Raw genomic sequence first — 18706 nt, 5'->3', positions numbered from 1 at the left:
CTGAACCGGCGTCAAATCCAAGGACTCGTGGCCTCGTCCACTACGATCAACCCTAACTTTTAACTTTGACGGACCACTAGAAGCTAGAAGCTTCAATCGCTTCTTTCAAAGCTTCAATCGTTGGCGGGGACGGTTTGACACTGCCGGGACGTTTGCCACCGGCGATGTCCAGCGGCGTCCATCCACGTTTGTTCTTGTGGTTCCAAATCTTGGGATCAGCGCCGACCGAAGTTAGCTTTCGAACCGCAGTCGGAAACGTTCGCAGCGCGGCGCCGTGCATCGCGGTTTCTCGGTTGCGATCGACGACATTGGGATCGATCCCGAGATCAACCAACATCTCGATCGCTTTGTCAACTTCTTCGGGCGTGCCCGGTTCTTCGCCAACCGCGATCACGCCGACACCGGCCGCCGCCATCAATGCGGTGGTGCCGTCGGCGTTGGGAATCAGCGGGTTGGCTCCGAAATCCAAAAGCAGACTCATTAGTTCAATGTCAGCGCCTCGAGACGCCAAGAAGAATGGTGTGGCACCGTTGGGGTTGAGACGTTGGCCTCGCGATTTGCCGTTCTCCAACTGCAGATTCACGTCGGCTCCCAGGTCCACCATTTGACGGACGAATTCCAAGGTGTGAATCGATCCGGTGATGCGAGGTGCCGGGTCTCCTTCCGGGTTGTCGCCCAGCTCCGTTTTGCGAACCCAAGTGATCGCGTGCAGAGGAGCGTATCCGCTGCGTTGATCGTTCGGATCGGCACCGCGACGGACCAAATCGCAGGCCAACTGAAGGTGCCCGCTTTCAATCGCGAACATCATCGCCGACATTCCCGACCGCGGGTTTCGGCCGCCGCTGCGTTTGGGGTTCGCGACCGTGTTGACGTCCAAACCCGAGTCGAGCAAACGCATGACCACTGCGGATTGACCGTGTCGTGCCGCGAACATCAGTGCTGACAACCCGGACTGCTTCAGTGTTGTTTCAACGTTGCATCCCGCATCGATCAATGCGTCGACGGCATCCAGGTTGCCGGCCGCGGAGGCCCACATCAACGCGGTTTGGCCGCGAGCTTCTTTGTCTTCCATGTCGGCTCCGGACTTGATCAGCGAACGGACCACATTCGCGTTGCCCTGCCGTGCCGCAAACATCAACGGCGATTCGCCGCCGTGTCGAGCCGCGTTTGCATCGGCACCCGCGTCCAACAAGGCTCGCACTGCTCTAAAATTGCCATACTCACACGCCAGGCTCAGTGGCGTGACCTCGTACAGCGTTTTCGCATCCACGTCCGCACCGGCAGCGACCAGTGCCGCGATACTGCGAGCGTGATTGTGGTAGGCCGCCCAGTGCAACGCCGTCATCCCATCGGGTTGAGATGCATCGACGTTCACCCGATCGCCAGCCAACGATTCTCGAACCAAATCCCAACGTTGCTGTTCCGCCGCGGCAACCCACTGGTGATCGGATGCTGATACCTCGGCGCCAGCGACTTCGGTCGATTCCCGATCGGATGGATCCGCCGCGACGACGCCAAGACAAACCAGGAGCGATCCAGTAATCGGCAAGATCATTCGCAGCATCACAGTGTCACCGGATCAAAGAGGTCGTCGACCGTTCCCGTGCTGTCCGCGAACGATTCCAAAGGCACACCGATTTTGTTGAGCAACGTCAGGTGCAAGTTCGACAGTGGCTCAGGGTCTTTGAACCGAAGGTGACGATTGCCACGCATGTTTTCGGCGGCACCACCAGCCACCAAGATCGGCAGATTGCTGTGGTCGTGCGCGTCCGGATCGCCCATGCCGCTGCCGTACATGTAGAGCGAATGATCGAGCAATGTCCCGTCGCCTTCGGGGACTTCATCCATCCGCTTGAGGAAGTCAGCGAACAACGAAACATGGAACTGGTTGATCTTGGCAACCTTGGCCAGCTTTTCTGGATCGCGACCGTGGTGCGTCACGGGGTGGTGTGGGTCAGGCACGCCGATCTCAGGATACGTTCGCGTGCTGGCTTCGCGAGCCAATTGGAACGAAACGACTCGAGTGATGTCGCCTTGGAAAGCGAGCAACTGCAGGTCGAACATCAGCTTCGCGTGATCAGCGTACGCGGTCGGCACACCGACGGGACGGTCCAAATCGGGCAGCGGATTCTCCTCGCTGTTTTGTTCCGCCAATTGGATCCGGCGTTCGACTTCGCGAATGCTTTCGAGGTAGCCATCGATCTTGTTGCGGTCCGAGGCACCCACGCGATTCTTGATTCGCTTGATTTCCAAGTTGATCGAATCCAGCAGGCTGGCTCGTTTCTGCATCGCGGCTCGGCGTTGCTCGGGAGTCCCGCCTTCGCCAAACAAGCTTTCAAACACGATTCGCGGGTGAGCTTCGGATGGCAACGGCTGCGTCGGAGAAGCCCAAGACAAACTGTTCTGGTACACACACGCGTAACCATTGTCGCACTGCCCGACGGTGGACAGCAGGTCCATCGAAAGTTCCAACGATGGCAACTGAGTGGTCGCACCAATCTTTCGAGCCGCGACTTGATCGACCGTGGTGCCGTTGTAGTAGTCGCTGCTCTCGGTTCGCTTGGCACGCGCCGCACTCAAAAACGCCGAGTTCGAAGTCGCGTGGGAACCGGGGTAAGCGTTTTGCAAATCCGTGTTGGAAATCACGGTCAAGTGATCCTTCACGTCTTCCAGTGGCGACAAACTGGATGGCAATTCGTCGAGCGTTTCACCTTCGGGAGTCCATTCGGCTGGGTTGAATCCCATCGGAATGTAGATGTAACCAATCCGTTTGAGGCGACTGGGCGCGGCTGCGGTCGCCGCTGATGCGGTCATCGCGGGAATCATTGCGTCCAGCAGTGGCAACGCGACGGCGGCACCGGTGCCGCGGAGCAAGGTTCGGCGAGAGAGATGGGATCGTTTCATCGAGCTTCCAGTTTAGAAGTGGGCAGCGTGACGGATCATCGGGATGTGTGGCGATTGTTCGGTTCAGACGCGATTTCTCGGTACCGAAACGGCTCGCTTAGAACGATGCCGTTGATCAAAGAAGCCAGCGTGTAGTTGGACTGCGCTGCACCACGAACGATGCGGCGGATTGCCGGTCCATCGTGTGGCTCGACGGCTCGTCCGAGTGCGTATGTCATCAGTTTTTCGGCGACGGTTTGAGCAAAGATGTCCGGGCGAGCGACGATGCCGGCTTCCAGTTCATCGACCGATTGCAACTCGGTACCATCTGGGAGTTGGCCCGACGAATCGACATCCAGCGTGCCTTCAAATTGTCGCCACCGTCCGACCGCGTCAAAGTTTTCGAGTGCGAACCCAAGCGGATCGATCAAGTCATGGCAACTCGCACAAGTCGGATTGGCTCGGTGCATGGCCAGCCGCTCGCGGACTGTCATCGCCGCGAGCGTGTCTTTCTCTTTCAAGTTGGGAACGTTCGGTGGTGGTGGAGGAGCCGGAGTTCCGAAGATGTTTTCCATCACCCAGTTGCCGCGAATCGTTGGCGAAGTTCGCGTGGCGTACGAGGTGACCATCAGAATGCTGCCGTGCCGCAAGATGCCGCCACGATGTGACTCCGGTGAAACTTTGACGCGGCGGAAATGACTTCCGGTGACGCCTCGGATCCCGTAATGCGTGGCCAAACGTTCGTTCAAAAAGGTGTCTTGCGAAGCGATCAGATCGGTGACGCTTCGATCGTTCGTCAATACGTCCTGAAACAACAATTGCGTCTCGCGTTGAAAAGACTGCCGAAGGTTGTCATCGAAGTCGGGGAACAAACGCAGGTCAGGCGTGATCGAATCCAAGTTGCGTAACTGCAACCACTGCGAAGCGAAATTCCTGACGAGCGAATTGGCACGAGGATCGTCCAGCATTCTTGCGACTTGTCCCGCCAGCACGTCATCGTTTCGCAATTGCTTGGCGTCGGCGAGGTCCAACAATTCTTCGTCGGGCAAACTGCTCCACAAGAACGACGCCAATCGAGACGCCAACTCATTATCATTGACGGCGACAACATTCTTTTCTTGTGTTGCCGAGGCATCCGGATCAACGGATTCAATCCGGAACAGGAAGTTTGGGTTGACCAACAACGCAGTGAGAGCGGACTCGATGCCCTCATCAAACTTGCCGGCTGAGAAACCTTCGTCAAAGAAGTCCATCAACAACGCCAGCTCCTCATCCGTGGCGGGACGGCGATAGGCTCGGCGAGCCAACCGCGAGAGAATCTTTTCCGCTTCGTCCCGGTCGGCGTTTTCACCAGACCAGTTCTCGCCGAAGATTGCTTGGCGACTGGTGGTGATGCCGGGACCTTCCGGAGCAAACGGGCCCACGATCGAAACCTGATAGATCGCCGGCGTCAGGCGTGGATGGCGGTGCCGATTGAAGTTGGCATCAAATGGCTGTCGTTTGCCCTCGGTCAGCGACGAGAACGTCTTGGGAAAGGTGACGCCAATCGAATGCCGGCCGGCGTCGAAGTGCAGACGCTGTTTCAGGTGAGAATCCGAATGCGTGTAATCGGGACCGCCGTACTTGCCGGTCTTCTTGGGTGGATACACCTTGAACTGGTGGACTCGAGCACGATCGACCAGCACATCGATTTCGTGTTCGCGATGCAAACCCTCGACTTGTTCGTCTCGGTCGCGAGTCAATTTCAATTCGATTTCGTACTCACCCGTTTGCGGGAAGTGTTGATCGAACAACACGCCGCCGCGGGTTCCAAACGGCAAGCCTTCAACATGCTTTTCTTGCGAACGGTCGGCCGGCAACCGAATCGTCACTCCGGCGGGGCCGTTGCCCAAGCCTCCGACGGCCACGCGAGCGATTTTTTGCGCGGCCGACACGTAGCGGTTCAAGTGAGTCGGAGAGAGTTCCTCGACGGTGATGTTATCAAAACCGTGACTGGATTCGTCTTTGGGAAGGTAGTCCGATGCATCAATGGTCACCGCCAGCAAATCACGGATCGCGTTTTGATACTCCACACGGGTCATCCGCCGCATCGCTCCCACTCGGCCCGGTCGTGGGAACTGCTGGGCGTGATGATCGAGAATCGAAACCAACGAGGCTGTTACTTGAGAGTAGGTTGTCTCGTCGGGTTGGCCGTAATCCGGCGGCGGCATCTGGCGTGTGTTGACGCGTCGAAGAATCTGTTCCCATTCAGCCGTCGCGAAGTCAGGTTGCGTGAACTGATCGGCACCGAAATCAAACGCATGCAAATCCAATCCCGCTTCGGCATCGTTTCCTGTGTGACAATCCAAGCACTGATCGGAAACAAATTCGCGAATCGCAGAAAGATCGTCCGAGACCAGCTGTTTCTCTTTCAATGCAGTCGGTTGAACGGGATCGCTCGCAGCATCACCGCTCTCAGACGTGCCGACTTGGGCGGTCATCCATTCCTTGGGCAGAGTCTCGGTGGGAGCAATCTCGTCGCGTAGCAACTGAGCCGCTCGGCCGACAATCTTGAGGTAGTGATCGCTGGGCAAACCTTCGTATGTCAAGAATTCTGCGTCGCGTCCCTGCGGTGGATCGTTGGTGCATTTGAAAATCGCCGTCGCTTCATCGACTTCGTCAAACATTGCGACATACAGCATCTTGGCTCCGGCTTTCTTCGCCGCCACGATTTGCGACCAAAGGAATTGGCCTTCCAATCGCGGGATGTCATCCAGAGGAGCCTGCCCGTTGCGAAGATTGAACCAACTGAAACCGGGGAAGACGACGGGCAGGTAGCCTTGTCGGTTGGCATCGCATTCCTGTTGATCCGGTTGCCAAGTTTGCTCAGCATGTCGTTGGGCTTGTTCTGGGTTGCGATAGCGTCCAGGTGTCCACGGGCTAAGCACATCCGCCATCTCGAAGATCGTTCGAACGGCGGGGTCGGTCACGCAGTCTCGCTCAAGTTCTCGCCATCCGGTCGGCACACCCAGCATGATGCTGCAGCCAGCTTGTTTCAGTTGAGCGATCAACGATTTGCAATCATCCAGCGTGTAAGCACCGGGTTGGTGTCGTTCGGCGAAACCGACACCCCAAATCGCAACGAGGGGCATGCCGTTGTGATGCAAGTAAGAGTCGCTGTCGGTGATCGCGTCATCGTTGACCAAGCGAGCCCAGTCCTTGCGAACGATGTCGAGTTCTCCTTCTCGAAGCCCCGACAAGTCATACATGACGGCGAAGGCTCGCCCGTTCTCTTCGGCGCCGCGACGACAGTGATTCAAAATCGCCGTTCGATTCGAGAGGCTGGCGGGAGATCGCAGCGAGGTGGCGAACCGTTGGACAAACGCACCATCGATTCCGTACTCTCGCATCCATTCGAAGTGACGCCGAACGGTTTGTTCATTGGCACTGCTGAACACTTCCGCGACGCTGCCGTCGGAATGCTTGAACTTGGTGGCAAAGCGTTCTTCCGGGGAGTATTCCGACATGTCCGGCCAAAGGTCGACCGTGACATTGCCCGGACCAAGGGGCTTGCGCGAGTCGCGCCCCCAATGTCGCCAACCAAGTCCAGCGCCGTCTCCGTCGCAGTTGAACCATCCTTGGTAGCCGCACATCACTTTGCCGTTCAGCGTGCTGCAATCGACCGCTTGAATCGGCTCGGATTGGTCCTTCGAATCGTCACCCAACGAGGGTTCAACGAACCCAAAAATCAACAAGACGGCAAAGACAAAGGCGGGGCGAAGCAAAGGAGTTCTCTTGGGGAGGATCCAAGCGGATGAGACGAGAACAGGAATGACCAGCGAGTCGTCGGATGCAATCTGCTCGCCGTTTTTTGGGACGAGGGAGCGACCGCACCCACGACCAAAAGTTCGCGGTCCATCCTACTCGATCAGCCGGTCTAATGCACCCGGAAAGGGGCTGCATTGCCCCTTATTCGCGGCCATCAGGATCGCATTCCCCGTTGCGTGAGACTACTTCGAAGTCCCCGAGCTCAGTTTTCTCAGATGCTGGCCCCAATAAACCGCTCGGCCTGCAACGAGCGTCATCCGCGGCAGGCCGATTTTGGCAACCCGTTTCACTTAGAAACCCAGGGCCGATCCAGCCAACTTCTTCGTCAGGTCTTGCACCAAACGATCGGTGTTCAGGCTCAGTCCGATCGTTTGGTTGTAGCCGTTGAAGCTGAAGTCGATCTCCGCGTGCACTCCGGCGCTGACGTAGTTGGAGACATTGCCGGAGAGCAAAACGTGATTGACCTCCAGGCTATTGGCGATCTCCAAGCCTCGCAGGACGTGTGCGTTGGCATCTTCGATTCCATTCAGAATCGCTTCCGCTGAATTGACGGCCAAGTTCCCGGCGGCCAGCAGAGCTTTGATTCGCAACACTTCGGGGTTGGCTTCGACACCAACGTTGTCCAGCACCCAACCCGCCGAGTTGCGAATGGTGTTGTACGTTGCCGAAGTCGCGTGATACGTCACCACTTTCGCGGAGTAAACCGTTGCGGCGTATTTGTAGCTGGCGTACTTGGCAACTTCCTTTGCTTTGTAGGATGCGTAGTTGTACCAAGCCGCACGTTTGGTCGCGGCCTGAGCACTTCGCCATGCGTTGTAGCGTGACTTGCGGACTCGGTACCAATAATCTTTGCTGGCTCGAGCACTGTCCACGATGCTTTTGGCCGAATCCAGTTTCGATTGGATCTCGTCGATCTCCTTCTGTGCCTCTGCCTTCGCTTCGGCCAGTTCTGTGTTCAGTTTGTCCACGTTGCTTTTTGCCGTCGCAACGACCGCTTGAGCATTGTCGATCTTCGTTTGCACACTCTGCGCCGCTTCGAGCATCTCACCGGTGACGGCATTGGTGACGTTGTTGAACAGCGTCCCTTGAACGATCGCTTCGAACTGCATGCCGGAGTTGTCCACGGTGAATGTCACCGAAGCATCCAAGCCGGCAACGTCCACGTTCGCAGTTCCGGTCAGCGAGAAGTCGCCATCCGATTGGATCATGCCTTCCAAACTGACTTCCGCTCCCATCATCTCAGCCGACCCGGCAACGCGAAAATACGAGTCGCCCGTCGCGATGCGGATGTCAACGATGACGTCGCTTAGATCCACCGGCCCCAGTTCAATCTCGGGAATGTTCAAGCCAACTTCGAACGAGAGCGTTTCCAGGTCGACGACGAACTCACCAGCGGCGAGCAGTTCGCCATCCTTGTAGAACTCACCACCAATCCCAAACCCGTCGGTGATGCCGAGAGCTTCGTTGCCACCATAAGGAGCGAAGTTGATGTACGCGTCTTGCATTTCGAAATCGCCAAGGGCATCGCTTGGGATGGGCTTCGCATCCGGATCACCTGCTCGGGTCATCGTGTTGGCGAAGACGACCAGGTCCGTGCTCGCCAGCACATCAATGCTGCCGCGGAAAGCGACTTCCCATCCGGTTGTTCCGACGCCGACCAACCCAGCGACTTCGATCTCTTTGGCACCGATGCTGATGCCGGCTCCCAAACCGATGAACATGCTCGCGCCAGCCGCACTCTTTTCGGCACCCACGGTCATGACCACGTCTTCGAGATTCAAACCGGAGACATCAAACGCATCGTCCCACCGGTCAATGCTGCCCGTGAGACTTGCGGAAACTTCGTCTTGGCTGATGGAGAACAGGCCTTCGAAGTCGACGTCCACGCTTCCCATGTCCATCGTCGCGTCCAAGGACAGGCTCATCCCGTCGGTTCCAGCGTCGAGCGTGACGTCGGCACTGCTGAGCGAAAATCCGGAGATACCCAGCAGGTTCTCAAGTTCCAATTCTCCCGGAGGAGAAAGGCTCACCGACACGCCACTCAAGCTGAAATCGAGGTTTCCGACCACATCGACGTAGCTCCCAAACAGCTCCAAGTCCGTGTCCAGCTCAATGTTGAATCCAGACTCGTCACCGTCGGTGGGATCGTGTGCGATCGACAACTCAGTGTCTCTCAATTGCAACGCATCGATGCCAAACGCCCCGGCCCAATCTCCCGCAACGGTCCCTGACAAGTTCGTGCTGACTCCGTTGGGTGTGAGCTGAATCATGCCGCCGATGCCGACATAGGTACCGAACAGATCCATGTCAGCGTCGACATCAACATACAGTTCTTGCGAACCCTCTCGATCGGTCGACGCCAGAACGGTCAAGTTGGCATCCTCCAAATCAAGGTCATCGAACCCAAAGGCATCGTCCCAGTGGGGAACGTTGCCTGTCATCACCACGTCGATGTTGTCTGGTGTGATCTCGACACTTCCCGCCACTTCAACGTCCGTGTTTTCCACTCGCATGTCCGCCTGGATGCCAACCGCAACGCGATGGTCCTCTTTGCGATCCGTGGATGCGACGACGTTCAGGTGAGCGTTGCTCAGCGAGAGTTGTTCGATTCCGAAAGCATTTGCCCAGTTTTCGACGGAGCCACTCAGTTGAGCGTCGATGCGTTCGGGGGAGATGTGGAGAACGCCGGCGACCGCCACGAGAGTCGAATCGATCAACATGTCGGCGCCGATTTCAATGCTGAATTCGGAATCCGATTGCTCGTCAACGGATCCGCTGATCGAAAGCTCGGCTTGTTGCAAATCCAAGTCATCGATGCCAAACGCATCGCCCCAGTTTTCAATGCTTCCGGTGAACGATGCGTCCACGGTTTCCGGAGCCAGATCAACGGTACCGGCGATGCCGATCAAAGTTCCGTCGGTATCCAGGTGCGAATCGACGTGAACGCGGTAGGCATCTCCCGCCAACTCATCCGAGCTGGTGTCGAGGACGATTTGCGTGTCTTTCAGTTCCAATCCAGCGACGCCAAAAGCATCTGACCAAGAGTCCACGGATCCAGCGACGTGAACGTTGACTCCTGATTCGCTGACCTCAACCGCGCCAGAGACGTCGATGAGTTGACCCGCGATTTCAGTTCGTCCGTCCAGTTCGACTTGCAAGCTGATTCGGTCGTTGGAGTCAAACTGGGGCACCGCATCCAGATCGCTCAGGTCCAAGTCGAAACCTTCGACCCCGAGTGCGTCTTCCCAGACACCTTCCAATTGTGAATCGTAGATCCAATCCAGACCTTCACCGCCATCCATCGCCGCGGTTGCTTGGTCGGAGAACAAGAAGTCGTTTCCTGACTCACCAAACAGGCTGACAGGGATCTCGGACTGATAGCTGAACAAGACATCGTCGCCGTCGCCGCCCGCAACTTTGATGCGAGAAGCCTCCGCGAACGGGCGACCTTCCAATTCAGATTGAATCGTGTCGCCGGCAAAGACTCGGGTTCCGGTGACGTCGTTTTGCACGGCGATAAAATCGTTGCCGTCTGTCCCTCGGACTTGCAACGTGTCACCGAGCCAGGAAAAGTCCGCCGCCATCAATTCGCGAGATTGCAGTGCCTCCATCGAGAGCACGCGTTCACGACGTCGGCTCTTCTTGCCGCGGCGATTCTTCTTGTTTTTTGGCGTGCCACGCAGTTTTGTTGCGATGAAGTTCGTCATGGGATCGTCTTTTCACAGCCAGGGTCTGATGCGATGGAGGGCCTGATTCGCAATGAGCGAAAGCCCGGAACAGACGAACCTGCGTGAAGACCCCAAGGATCCCCTCACGGTTTCTCAAAGAATCTAAATGAGTCAGATGGGGCAGGCGATTGAACCATCAGATGGCGATTTGCGCCGTTCGAAATCGGTGCATCGGTTTGTTGTTCAGTGAGTTTCTGGCGTCTGAAGTGGGTCAGTACTCTCGCCAGTATTTGATGCAAACACTGAGGTTCGCACCGGTCTGCCGCACGTCAAAAAGAGACCATCGAACATCCGCTGCCATGCTCGATGGCCACGTGTTCACATCGAGCATTTTTGTTTGACTTGTGAAACCTTGCCCGATAGGTTCGTCCAGATGGTTGTCCCCACACCCCTCTTTGCACGAGATCGGATTCACATGCAGATTTCCGAGATGATCAAGCGGCCTTTCAGCACTCAGAGCAAAAAGCAAACGAGCAAGCGACGTCGCAGACTGCAGCTTGAGACAATGGAAGACCGAAGGTTGCTGGCAGTCATGGTCGATACTTTTAACGACAGCATCGATCCAAACGATGGAGTCACCAGCATTCGCGAGGCAGTCGTCGTCGCCGCGAATACACCCGGCGATGACATCATCAGTGTTCCGTCGGGCAACTATGAGCTGAATTCGCCGTTGTATATCAATGATGCCAGCGGTCATCTCTTGATTCAAAGCCTCAATGGCACGGCCACTCTCGATGCCAGTCAAGCAGTCAGTGCAGACAAGCGTGCAATCGACGTGTCTGCGGACTCGGATGCTACCGTTCAAGGGTTCAAGCTAACCGGCGGATCTGCGGGAATCGGTGGTGCAGTGTTCAACCAAGGCAGCTTGGAGATTTTGGATTCAATCTTAACTGACAACTCCGCTGTCTATGCCGGCGGTGCAGTGTTCAACACTGGTGCGTTCACGGTCAGAGACTCGGTACTAAAAGACAACGAGGTGACGCAGGGGGATGGCGGGGCAATCCGGACGACTCCGCAATCCTCGGTCAACGTGGTTGATTCAACGCTGAAGAACAATTCCGCAGCATCCAATGCTGGGGCAATCTTCGTCGAAGACGCCCTACTGTCGATCAGTAACACTCAGATCAAAGACAACGTCGCCGGCAGTGGTGGCGGGGGAGTGTATGCCGAACGAGCTTCCAATGTGTCCATCCTGGATTCAAAAATCCTCAATAACTCAGCCAGGTATGCGAGCGGTGGAGTCTTCGTGTTTGAAAGCAGTATCTCGGTCGTCGACTCGGCCCTGACCGGAAATGAATCCATCGAAGGTAGTGGTGGAGCGATCTCTTTGCTCGGCCAGAGCACTGGATCGATTGTCGACAGCAACCTCTCCAACAACACTTCTTCGATCGATGGAGGTGCGGTCTATGTGAAAGGTAGCAGCGTCACCATCGCTGACAGCCGAGTCAAAGAGAACGAGTCCGGGAGCGCCGGCGGCGGGATCTACGCGGACGATCTCTCGACAGTGGACATTCAAGATACTGTCATCAAATCCAATCGAACGCGATACATCGGTGCCGCTATTTTTGTTTATGCCGTCGACATCAGCATCGACGACAGCCGAATCTTGGACAACTCCGTTTGGGAATCTGATGGAGGTGGATTGGCTATCCTTGGGAGCTCGTCTCTTCAACTGACGGACAGCAGTGTTGCCTACAACGAAGCACCCAACAATGCCGGGGGAATGATCATCAACAATAGTGTTGCCTCAATCGAAGATTCCAATATCGCGAACAATACTTCGCAAAGCGGCGGAGGTGGTATCTACATCGAAAACTATTCCAATGTCGAAATCACTGACAGTGTGATCGCTGAAAATTCGACGTTCTACGCCGGTGGCGGGCTCTTCAGCTACGACAGTTCGCTGGAAATCGAGGACAGTCGCTTCGTCCGAAACACGGTGGTGTATGGCGATGGGGGCGGAACCAGCATTTTGGGTGGATCAAACGCCCAGATCACCGACACGAAATTCATCGACAATGACACCGCTTCAAGGGGAGGCGGAATTTTCTTTGACGGCAGCTCACTCAACCTGTTGGACAGCCGTTTCGACGGCAATAGTTCTGGAGCAAATGGCGGAGGTTTAGCGATCCTGGGCGGACAGGCCACCATCATTGATTCCGTTCTCAACAACAACGTTAGTCTCTCCAGTGGAGGAGCCATCTACAACGAAGGATCGACCAACATCGTTGATACGAACTTAATGTTCAATCAAGCGAACGTTTACGGTGGCGCGATATTCAATGCCAGTTCCGGCCTGATCGATATCTCCGAATCGTTCTTCAAAGCAAACGAGACCATCTACACTCGCCAAGGAACCGCGATCTACAACGACGAAGATGGCGTTTTAGTTTTGGATGCCAACACGACGTTCAAGGATCAACGCTTCATCGCCATCTATTACGCGTAGTCCGATTTGGATCGCTAGCGATGGTTCCAACAGCGGCGGAGTGATCGCCGCTGTTGGATTCAGACGATGCTGGAGCGGTTGCCTTGAAAGACGGCGCTCTTTTGTAGTCCAAAGAATGAACTAGTCGTCCAGTGGCATGACTTCCGATTTTCGGATGTGCACGATGCTGCCCGGGTCGTGTTGTTGGAATGCGAAGTGGCCGGGGCCGTAGGTCTTTTCGAAGTCCATGTATTCGTACAACTCGTTGCCATCGACGGTGATCTTGATGCGAGTCATGTCGCGTCCGCGCCAGTTGTCGTCTTTGACTTCGATCTCGTAGGTGAACCAGGTGTCTGGTTTGACCAACTGTGGGTACACATGGCAGAAACCGTATAGCGAACCGGTGCGAATGGGATCGGTATGGGTGCTGTCGACTTGGGCTTCATAGCCGTCCATGAAACCGGGTTTGCGTGTGGTGCGAAAGTAAACGCCCGAGTTGCCGCCGTCGTTGATTTTAACTTCCGCGCGGTAGCGGAAATTCTTGTACGGTCCCGATGTGTTGACCAACATCGACACTCCACCGGTGCCTTTGATCACGCCGTCAACAACTTCCCATTTGCTGTCGTCTCGTCCGACTTTCTCCCAGCCTTCCAGCGTTTCACCGTCGAACAGAGTTGTCCACTTGGCCGACTCGTCGCCTTTCGCGTCGTCTTCCCCTGAAACACTGAGGCCTGCAAATGAAACGCACAGTGCGAGGGCGAGCCCCATCGGATAGCGGAGCGAATGAACAAGGTTCGTCATGTTGTTTCTCTGATGTGACTGAATTGGAAAGACAACCCGCCTGAGACGCGTTGTCGAACAGGCCGGTGTCGAATGATTAAAACTACCGCGGTTGCGTTTGTCCATAGACTGAGGGGCGAACGCGAGACAAGCATGCGGGATTCATTCGGGAAAGCGAGTCTCCTGGGTGTTTCTGGCATTTTTCGTGGACAACCGGGACTAACGCCCAAACGGCTGATGTGGTTGTTTTCGAAACCTTTTGAGGAGGGACTTCGCGACGTTGCGTTGGATTTTTTGTCAGCTGCAGATTGCGACCGGCTTCTGTGAACATTCGAGCGGCGACCTCAACTGTTGGCCGGTGGCTCGGTGACTTTTTCCAATGGTTTGCCGCAACAACGAAATTCGGGTTCGCAGCCCTCGCAGTCGCAGCCTTTGGTCACATGAATCTCCATTTGGCAGTTCACGCATCGGTACATGTCGCCGACTTGAGGTGAGTCTTTTGAAACAGACATGAGAGGTCTCCTTTGTGAAGTGGTTTCGATCCCGATCATCGCGTGATCGGATTTCACTCGACGATGACAGCGATTTGTGCGCCGAGCAGATGTTCAGGTTCGAGCCAGTTCCATTTTTCGCCTGCAGCTCCGTTTTTCGCCCGCAAGGGAAGTCAAAAATCAGCTCATCGGCATGCGATTTGATTCACTCCGAGTGGATGTCCATCGAACTCCAAGCGGTGTGCTTGGATGGAGGCTTGAACGTTTGAAATGGTTTGGGCGGCGACGGAACTGGTCCGCTGGTTAGCCATAGCAACGCGATCGGCCAGATCCATTCCACGGCTGTCTCGAAGATGAGAGGAAACACTCACGTGATCCAGCGACCCAGCCTGGCTGATTTGAATTCGTATTGGTTGGCCACCAACTATCTGTCCGCCGCGCAGATTTATCTGCGCGAGAATCCTTTGCTGCAAGAGCCGCTGCGTCCGGACCACATCAAGCCTCGGTTGCTAGGACACTGGGGGACGTGTCCCGGTATCAATCTCATCGCCGCGCACTTGAACCGGTTGATTGTGAACCACGACCAACCAACGTTGCTGATCACGGGACCGGGGCATGGGGCTCCCGCCGTGCTCAGCAATCTATTCTTGGAAGGTTCGCTCGGTGAACGCTATCGCGAATATAAGCTTGATGGAGAGGGAGCGAAAAATCTGGTGCGTGATTTTTCTTGGCCTGGCGGTTTCCCAAGTCACCTGACGCCAGCCACGCCGGGGACGATTCACGAAGGTGGTGAGTTGGGCTATGCGTTGGCGACCGCGTTTGGTGCGGCAATGGACAACCCTGACTTATTGGTGGCCTGCATTGTCGGCGATGGTGAAGCGGAGACAGGACCGACCGCCACCGCTTGGCATTTGACGAAGTACCTCAATCCGAAACGCGATGGTGCGGTGTTGCCGATCGTTCATTTGAATCAATACAAGATCGCCAGCCGTACGATCTTCGGCGCGATGTCCGATGACGAGCTACGAGATCTCTTTCACGGCTACGGGTACGAGCCGATCCTGATTGAAGCCCACGACTCGGAGAATTCAGCGGATGAAAGGATCCCGGTCGCCAATCATCGTGAGGTCGCAAACGCGTTCGATCAAGCGATCGATCGCATTCAAAAATTGCAGCGTCGTTGGCGAAACGGCGAGGGAGAGCCTCGGCCTCGTTGGCCGGTGATTCTGCTCCGATCGCCGAAGGGTTGGACTGTTACGAAGGAACTCGATGGCGAGCGAATCGAGGGGACTCATCGGTCTCACCAAGTTCCAGTGGAAGATCCGCGAAACGATCCGCAACACCTGGACGCTCTGGACCGTTGGCTGCGTTCCTACCAACCGGAGACCTTGTTTGAGGAAGACGGATCGCCCAAGCCATCCATCATTCGTTGGTTGCCGAAAGGTGCACGGCGTCTGGGGATGATCCCCGAAGCGAACGGAGGTTCAATTCGCAAACCGATGACGATTCCCGATTGGAAGCAATACGAACTCGACATCGATAGGAACCATCGAGGCCGCGAAACGGCGAGCGACATGAAAACCACCGGAGAATTTCTTCGCGACGTTATCGACAACAACCGAGGCCGGTTTCGTTTGTTTTGCCCTGATGAGTTGAATTCGAACCGGTTGGGAGCCACGTTGGATGCAAGCCAACGACAGTTTGTGTGGCCCACTCCAGCGGACGATCCAAACATCGGAATGCAAGGCAGTGTCTTTGAAATGCTGTCGGAACACACCTGCCAAGCTTGCATGCAGGGATACTTGCTGACCGGTCGTCACGCGATTTTTCCGTGCTACGAGGCTTTCGTTTCGATCGTCGATAGCATGATGGGGCAGTACGCGAAATTCTTGAAGCGTTCGGATGAGATCGAATGGCGAGACCAAGTGAGCTCCTTCAACTACCTGCTCAGCAGCGAAGGTTGGCGACAGGATCACAACGGCTACTCCCATCAAATGCCGGGCTTTCTGAACATGCTGCTCAACAAAAAAGCCCAGAACGTCCGCGTCTACCTGCCGCCGGATGCCAATTGTTTGTTGTCGACGATCGATCATTGCATGCGAAGCACGGGCAAGATCAATCTGGTGATCGCCTCCAAGCAACCGATGCCGCAATGGTTGTCCGCCGAGGAAGCCGAAGAGCATTGTCGAAACGGGTTGTCGATCTGGGATTGGGCCAGTTCACCAACGGACGAAACCGTTGATGTCGTTTTAGCGTGTGCCGGCGTCTATCCCACCGCGGAAGCAGTCGTTGCCTCGCGTCTGTTGCGACAAACCATTCCAGACTTGCGGATTCGATTGGTGAACATCACCGACTTATTGATTCTGGAGCAGCAGTCGTTTCACCCGCATGGGCTGAACAACGAACAGTTCGATCACTTCTTCCCACCGGGCACACCGGTCATCTTCAACTTTCACGGCTACCCTTCGGCGATCAAACAATTGCTTTGGAATCGTCCAGGCCATGAGCGGTTTCGCATCAATGGCTACATCGAAGAAGGCACGACAACGACGCCATTCAGCTTGCTAGCCGCCAACGGGATCGATCGTTACACGTTGGTCGATCAAGTCCTCTGTGCCGGTGCGATCGAGCGTCCCGAATTGCGTGAGCGATGCGTCCAAACGCGAACTCACTTCCAAGACGTGAGGGAGGAGATGCTTCGACACGCACAACACAATGGCGAGGACGTGCCATCGTTCACGCAGTGGGAAATCGAACCGCTCGCCAACGCCGTGCAAGGAGACCCAATATGAAATTGCTCTGTTTGAATCCCGGAAGCGGAACGCTGCGATACCGAGTGGTGGAGACGGAGCGATGTGAATCTGACTTGCCATCGCCGGATCTTGAGCGCGGAATGGTCGACCGTATCAAGGGAAAAGAGAAGGTCGCCGAAGAAGCAATCAAGCTGTTCAGGCGAATCGGAAACGACTCGCTGGACGCGGTAGCGATTCGTTTCGTCCATGGTGGCCCGTTTTGGAAACAACGTTCGCGGGAGATCGATGCGAACGTGCTGCAGTCGCTCGAAGAGGTCCGGCATCTGGCTCCGTTGCATGTACCAACCGCGATCGCCGTTGCCAAGGCGATCCGCAGTGAAACGGGTTTAAAGGTGCACGCGGTTTTCGACACAGCGTTTCATCGCACACTTCCGGAGCATGTTTGGCGGTATCCGTTGCCGCACGACATCGGCGAGCGATATCGACGAATCGGTTTTCACGGGTTGGCACACGAGTCGGTTTGGGGCGCGTGGGATCGTGAGTCATCGAAGGTTTTGTCACTTCACTTTGGCGGTGGTGCCAGTGCATGTGCGATCTTGGATGGCAAAAGCGTTTGGACGACGATGGGGCTGACTCCACTGGACGGTTTGATGATGAGTTCGCGATCGGGCAGTTTGGATCCCGCGTTGGTGCTGGCGTTGCTTCGCGATGGTCGCTCGATCGACGAAGTGGATAAGATGCTCAACCGAGACAGCGGGCTGCTGGGCGTATCCGGGATCAGCGACGACACACGTGATTTGTTGCCCGCCGCGGCAACAGGCAACTCACGAGCTGAACTGGCCCTGCAAATGTATTCGGCTCGAGTCCATGAATGTATCGGGGCAGGGATTGCCGTCTTGGGTGGTTGCGATGCGCTGTTGCTGTCAGGAGCTTTGGTGAAAGAGTCGGCCGAGTTTCGCCGTCGGTTGCTTGGCGATTTGCAATGCTTTGGAATCAAGCTGGATGCGAATCGGAATGACCGAGACGACGAGCTCCAGCAGCCGACGCTTCTCTCGGCTGATGACGCACGCATGCCAGTGGCATTTGTGCCCGCGGAAGAAGAATTGCAAATGGCGCGGCAAGTCGTTGCTTCACAAGCTCCTGCGGATGTCACGCGATGAGTGTTGCGACTCTCGAACTGCGTTGGTTCTTTCAAGAAAGACCTGAATGGTTTGACAAAGCCGCTGAGTCTGCATGGCGGCCCGAGCGAAGTGTGCGCACGGATTGGTACGCGCCGATTGCGGACCGAAACTCCAGCGTCAAATTGCGAGGCGTGACCGAAGAACGCGGCCGAGGACAACAAGAGAACGTGGATGCGACACCTGCGATCGAGTCAAAGATCTTGCAATCGACCGACTGCCATCCCATCGCTGACGATCAATCGTTGATGATCGAACGCTGGGTCAAACACACCCTGAGAACTTTGGATCCGTCCGCGAAAGAGGACGCTGAGCTCAGGCAGTTGATCACGGAGAACTGGTTGCCAGTTCGCAAGGAACGGTTGCTCTATCAAACCGAGGATTCGATACAGATTGAATTCGCGACGGTTGAGCTTCTCGGCGGAACCTATTGGACGCATTGCATCGAAGCACCAACCAAGCTCAACGCAGGGAACTTGGTCCGATGGCTAGGTGACTCGGGGCAACCAGGGATCGCTCCGATCGAGGTGATGACTCGGAATCCGCAACAATCCTGGCCATCGTGGCTGCAAACAAGGATGTTGGTCTGAAATGTCAAATGTCCATGTTGGTAATAGAATTTGCGACTTTGCGACACGGAATCGGTTTGCGACTCGGA

General features: G+C 55.9%; 11 protein-coding genes. 4 read left to right on the top strand and 7 right to left on the bottom strand.

Features of this window, described 5'->3' with window-relative positions:
- Positions 1–76: 76 nt before the first annotated feature.
- The 4 genes from CEE69_RS01560 to CEE69_RS01545 form a co-directional block, all read right to left on the bottom strand.
- Positions 77–1564, bottom strand: coding sequence for an ankyrin repeat domain-containing protein (locus tag CEE69_RS01560; protein WP_099258810.1), 1488 nt, complete (start codon positions 1562–1564; stop codon positions 77–79).
- Complete coding sequence (locus tag CEE69_RS01555; protein WP_099258809.1) at positions 1564–2904, bottom strand: DUF1552 domain-containing protein; 1341 nt, start codon at positions 2902–2904, stop codon at positions 1564–1566. The genes CEE69_RS01560 and CEE69_RS01555 overlap by 1 nt, the downstream gene beginning before the upstream one ends.
- Positions 2905–2939: 35 nt before the next feature.
- Positions 2940–6647, bottom strand: a complete 3708-nt coding sequence (locus CEE69_RS01550) for a DUF1592 domain-containing protein (RefSeq protein WP_099258808.1) — start codon at positions 6645–6647, stop codon at positions 2940–2942.
- Between the two features lie 333 nt (positions 6648–6980).
- Entirely contained in the window at positions 6981–10397 is a 3417-nt protein-coding gene (locus CEE69_RS01545) for a coiled-coil domain-containing protein (protein ID WP_099258807.1), read from the bottom strand.
- A gap of 436 nt (positions 10398–10833) precedes the next feature.
- On the opposite strand from CEE69_RS01545, the gene CEE69_RS01535 reads away from it, so the two are divergent.
- Positions 10834–12867 (top strand): right-handed parallel beta-helix repeat-containing protein, encoded by a 2034-nt coding sequence (locus CEE69_RS01535; protein WP_233214491.1) that lies wholly within the window; start codon positions 10834–10836, stop codon positions 12865–12867.
- A 120-nt stretch (positions 12868–12987) separates the two neighbouring features.
- Here CEE69_RS01535 and CEE69_RS01530 read toward each other — a convergent pair whose 3' ends face one another.
- From CEE69_RS01530 to CEE69_RS32325, 3 genes are all read right to left on the bottom strand, one after another.
- On the bottom strand, positions 12988–13647 hold the full coding sequence (locus tag CEE69_RS01530) for a 3-keto-disaccharide hydrolase (RefSeq protein ID WP_099258804.1): 660 nt from the start codon (positions 13645–13647) through the stop codon (positions 12988–12990).
- A gap of 323 nt (positions 13648–13970) precedes the next feature.
- On the bottom strand, positions 13971–14138 hold the full coding sequence (locus CEE69_RS32725; protein WP_199169778.1) for a hypothetical protein: 168 nt from the start codon (positions 14136–14138) through the stop codon (positions 13971–13973).
- Positions 14139–14322: 184 nt separating this feature from the next.
- A complete protein-coding gene (locus CEE69_RS32325) occupies positions 14323–14484 on the bottom strand; it encodes a hypothetical protein (protein ID WP_158230943.1) in 162 nt (53 codons plus the stop codon).
- 4 nt (positions 14485–14488) lie between these two features.
- Here CEE69_RS32325 and CEE69_RS01515 point away from each other — a divergent pair, with 4 nt between their 5' ends.
- The 3 genes from CEE69_RS01515 to CEE69_RS01505 are packed head-to-tail and all read left to right on the top strand — an operon-like array spanning position 14489 to position 18638.
- Positions 14489–16909: a phosphoketolase family protein gene (locus CEE69_RS01515; RefSeq protein WP_099259208.1), complete on the top strand. Its 2421-nt coding sequence runs from the start codon at positions 14489–14491 to the stop codon at positions 16907–16909.
- A complete protein-coding gene (locus tag CEE69_RS01510) occupies positions 16906–18030 on the top strand; it encodes an acetate/propionate family kinase (RefSeq protein WP_099258799.1) in 1125 nt (374 codons plus the stop codon). Before CEE69_RS01515 ends, CEE69_RS01510 begins: the two co-directional genes overlap by 4 nt.
- The gene (locus CEE69_RS01505) at positions 18027–18638 is read left to right on the top strand and encodes a hypothetical protein (protein ID WP_099258797.1); all 612 of its coding nucleotides are present in this window, start codon (positions 18027–18029) and stop codon (positions 18636–18638) included. The genes CEE69_RS01510 and CEE69_RS01505 overlap by 4 nt, the downstream gene beginning before the upstream one ends.
- Positions 18639–18706 lie beyond the last annotated feature (68 nt).

It is taken from the genome of Rhodopirellula bahusiensis, from assembly GCF_002727185.1.
Lineage (GTDB): Bacteria > Planctomycetota > Planctomycetia > Pirellulales > Pirellulaceae > Rhodopirellula > Rhodopirellula bahusiensis.
Note: the sequence above shows the minus strand (reverse complement) of the source record. Positions and strands in the feature narration are given on the sequence as shown.

Bases quoted from the DNA above. Each gene is read 5' to 3' on its own strand.
- CEE69_RS01530 (WP_099258804.1), bottom strand. From the start codon at position 13,647: ATGACGAACCTTGTTCATTCGCTCCGCTATCCGATGGGGCTCGCCCTC.
- CEE69_RS01505 (WP_099258797.1), top strand. From the start codon at position 18,027: ATGAGTGTTGCGACTCTCGAACTGCGTTGGTTCTTTCAAGAAAGACCT.
- CEE69_RS01545 (WP_099258807.1), bottom strand. From the start codon at position 10,397: ATGACGAACTTCATCGCAACAAAACTGCGTGGCACGCCAAAAAACAAG.
- CEE69_RS32725 (WP_199169778.1), bottom strand. From the start codon at position 14,138: ATGTCTGTTTCAAAAGACTCACCTCAAGTCGGCGACATGTACCGATGC.
- CEE69_RS01555 (WP_099258809.1), bottom strand. From the start codon at position 2,904: ATGAAACGATCCCATCTCTCTCGCCGAACCTTGCTCCGCGGCACCGGT.
- CEE69_RS01560 (WP_099258810.1), bottom strand. From the start codon at position 1,564: ATGCTGCGAATGATCTTGCCGATTACTGGATCGCTCCTGGTTTGTCTT.
- CEE69_RS01510 (WP_099258799.1), top strand. From the start codon at position 16,906: ATGAAATTGCTCTGTTTGAATCCCGGAAGCGGAACGCTGCGATACCGA.
- CEE69_RS01535 (WP_233214491.1), top strand. From the start codon at position 10,834: ATGCAGATTTCCGAGATGATCAAGCGGCCTTTCAGCACTCAGAGCAAA.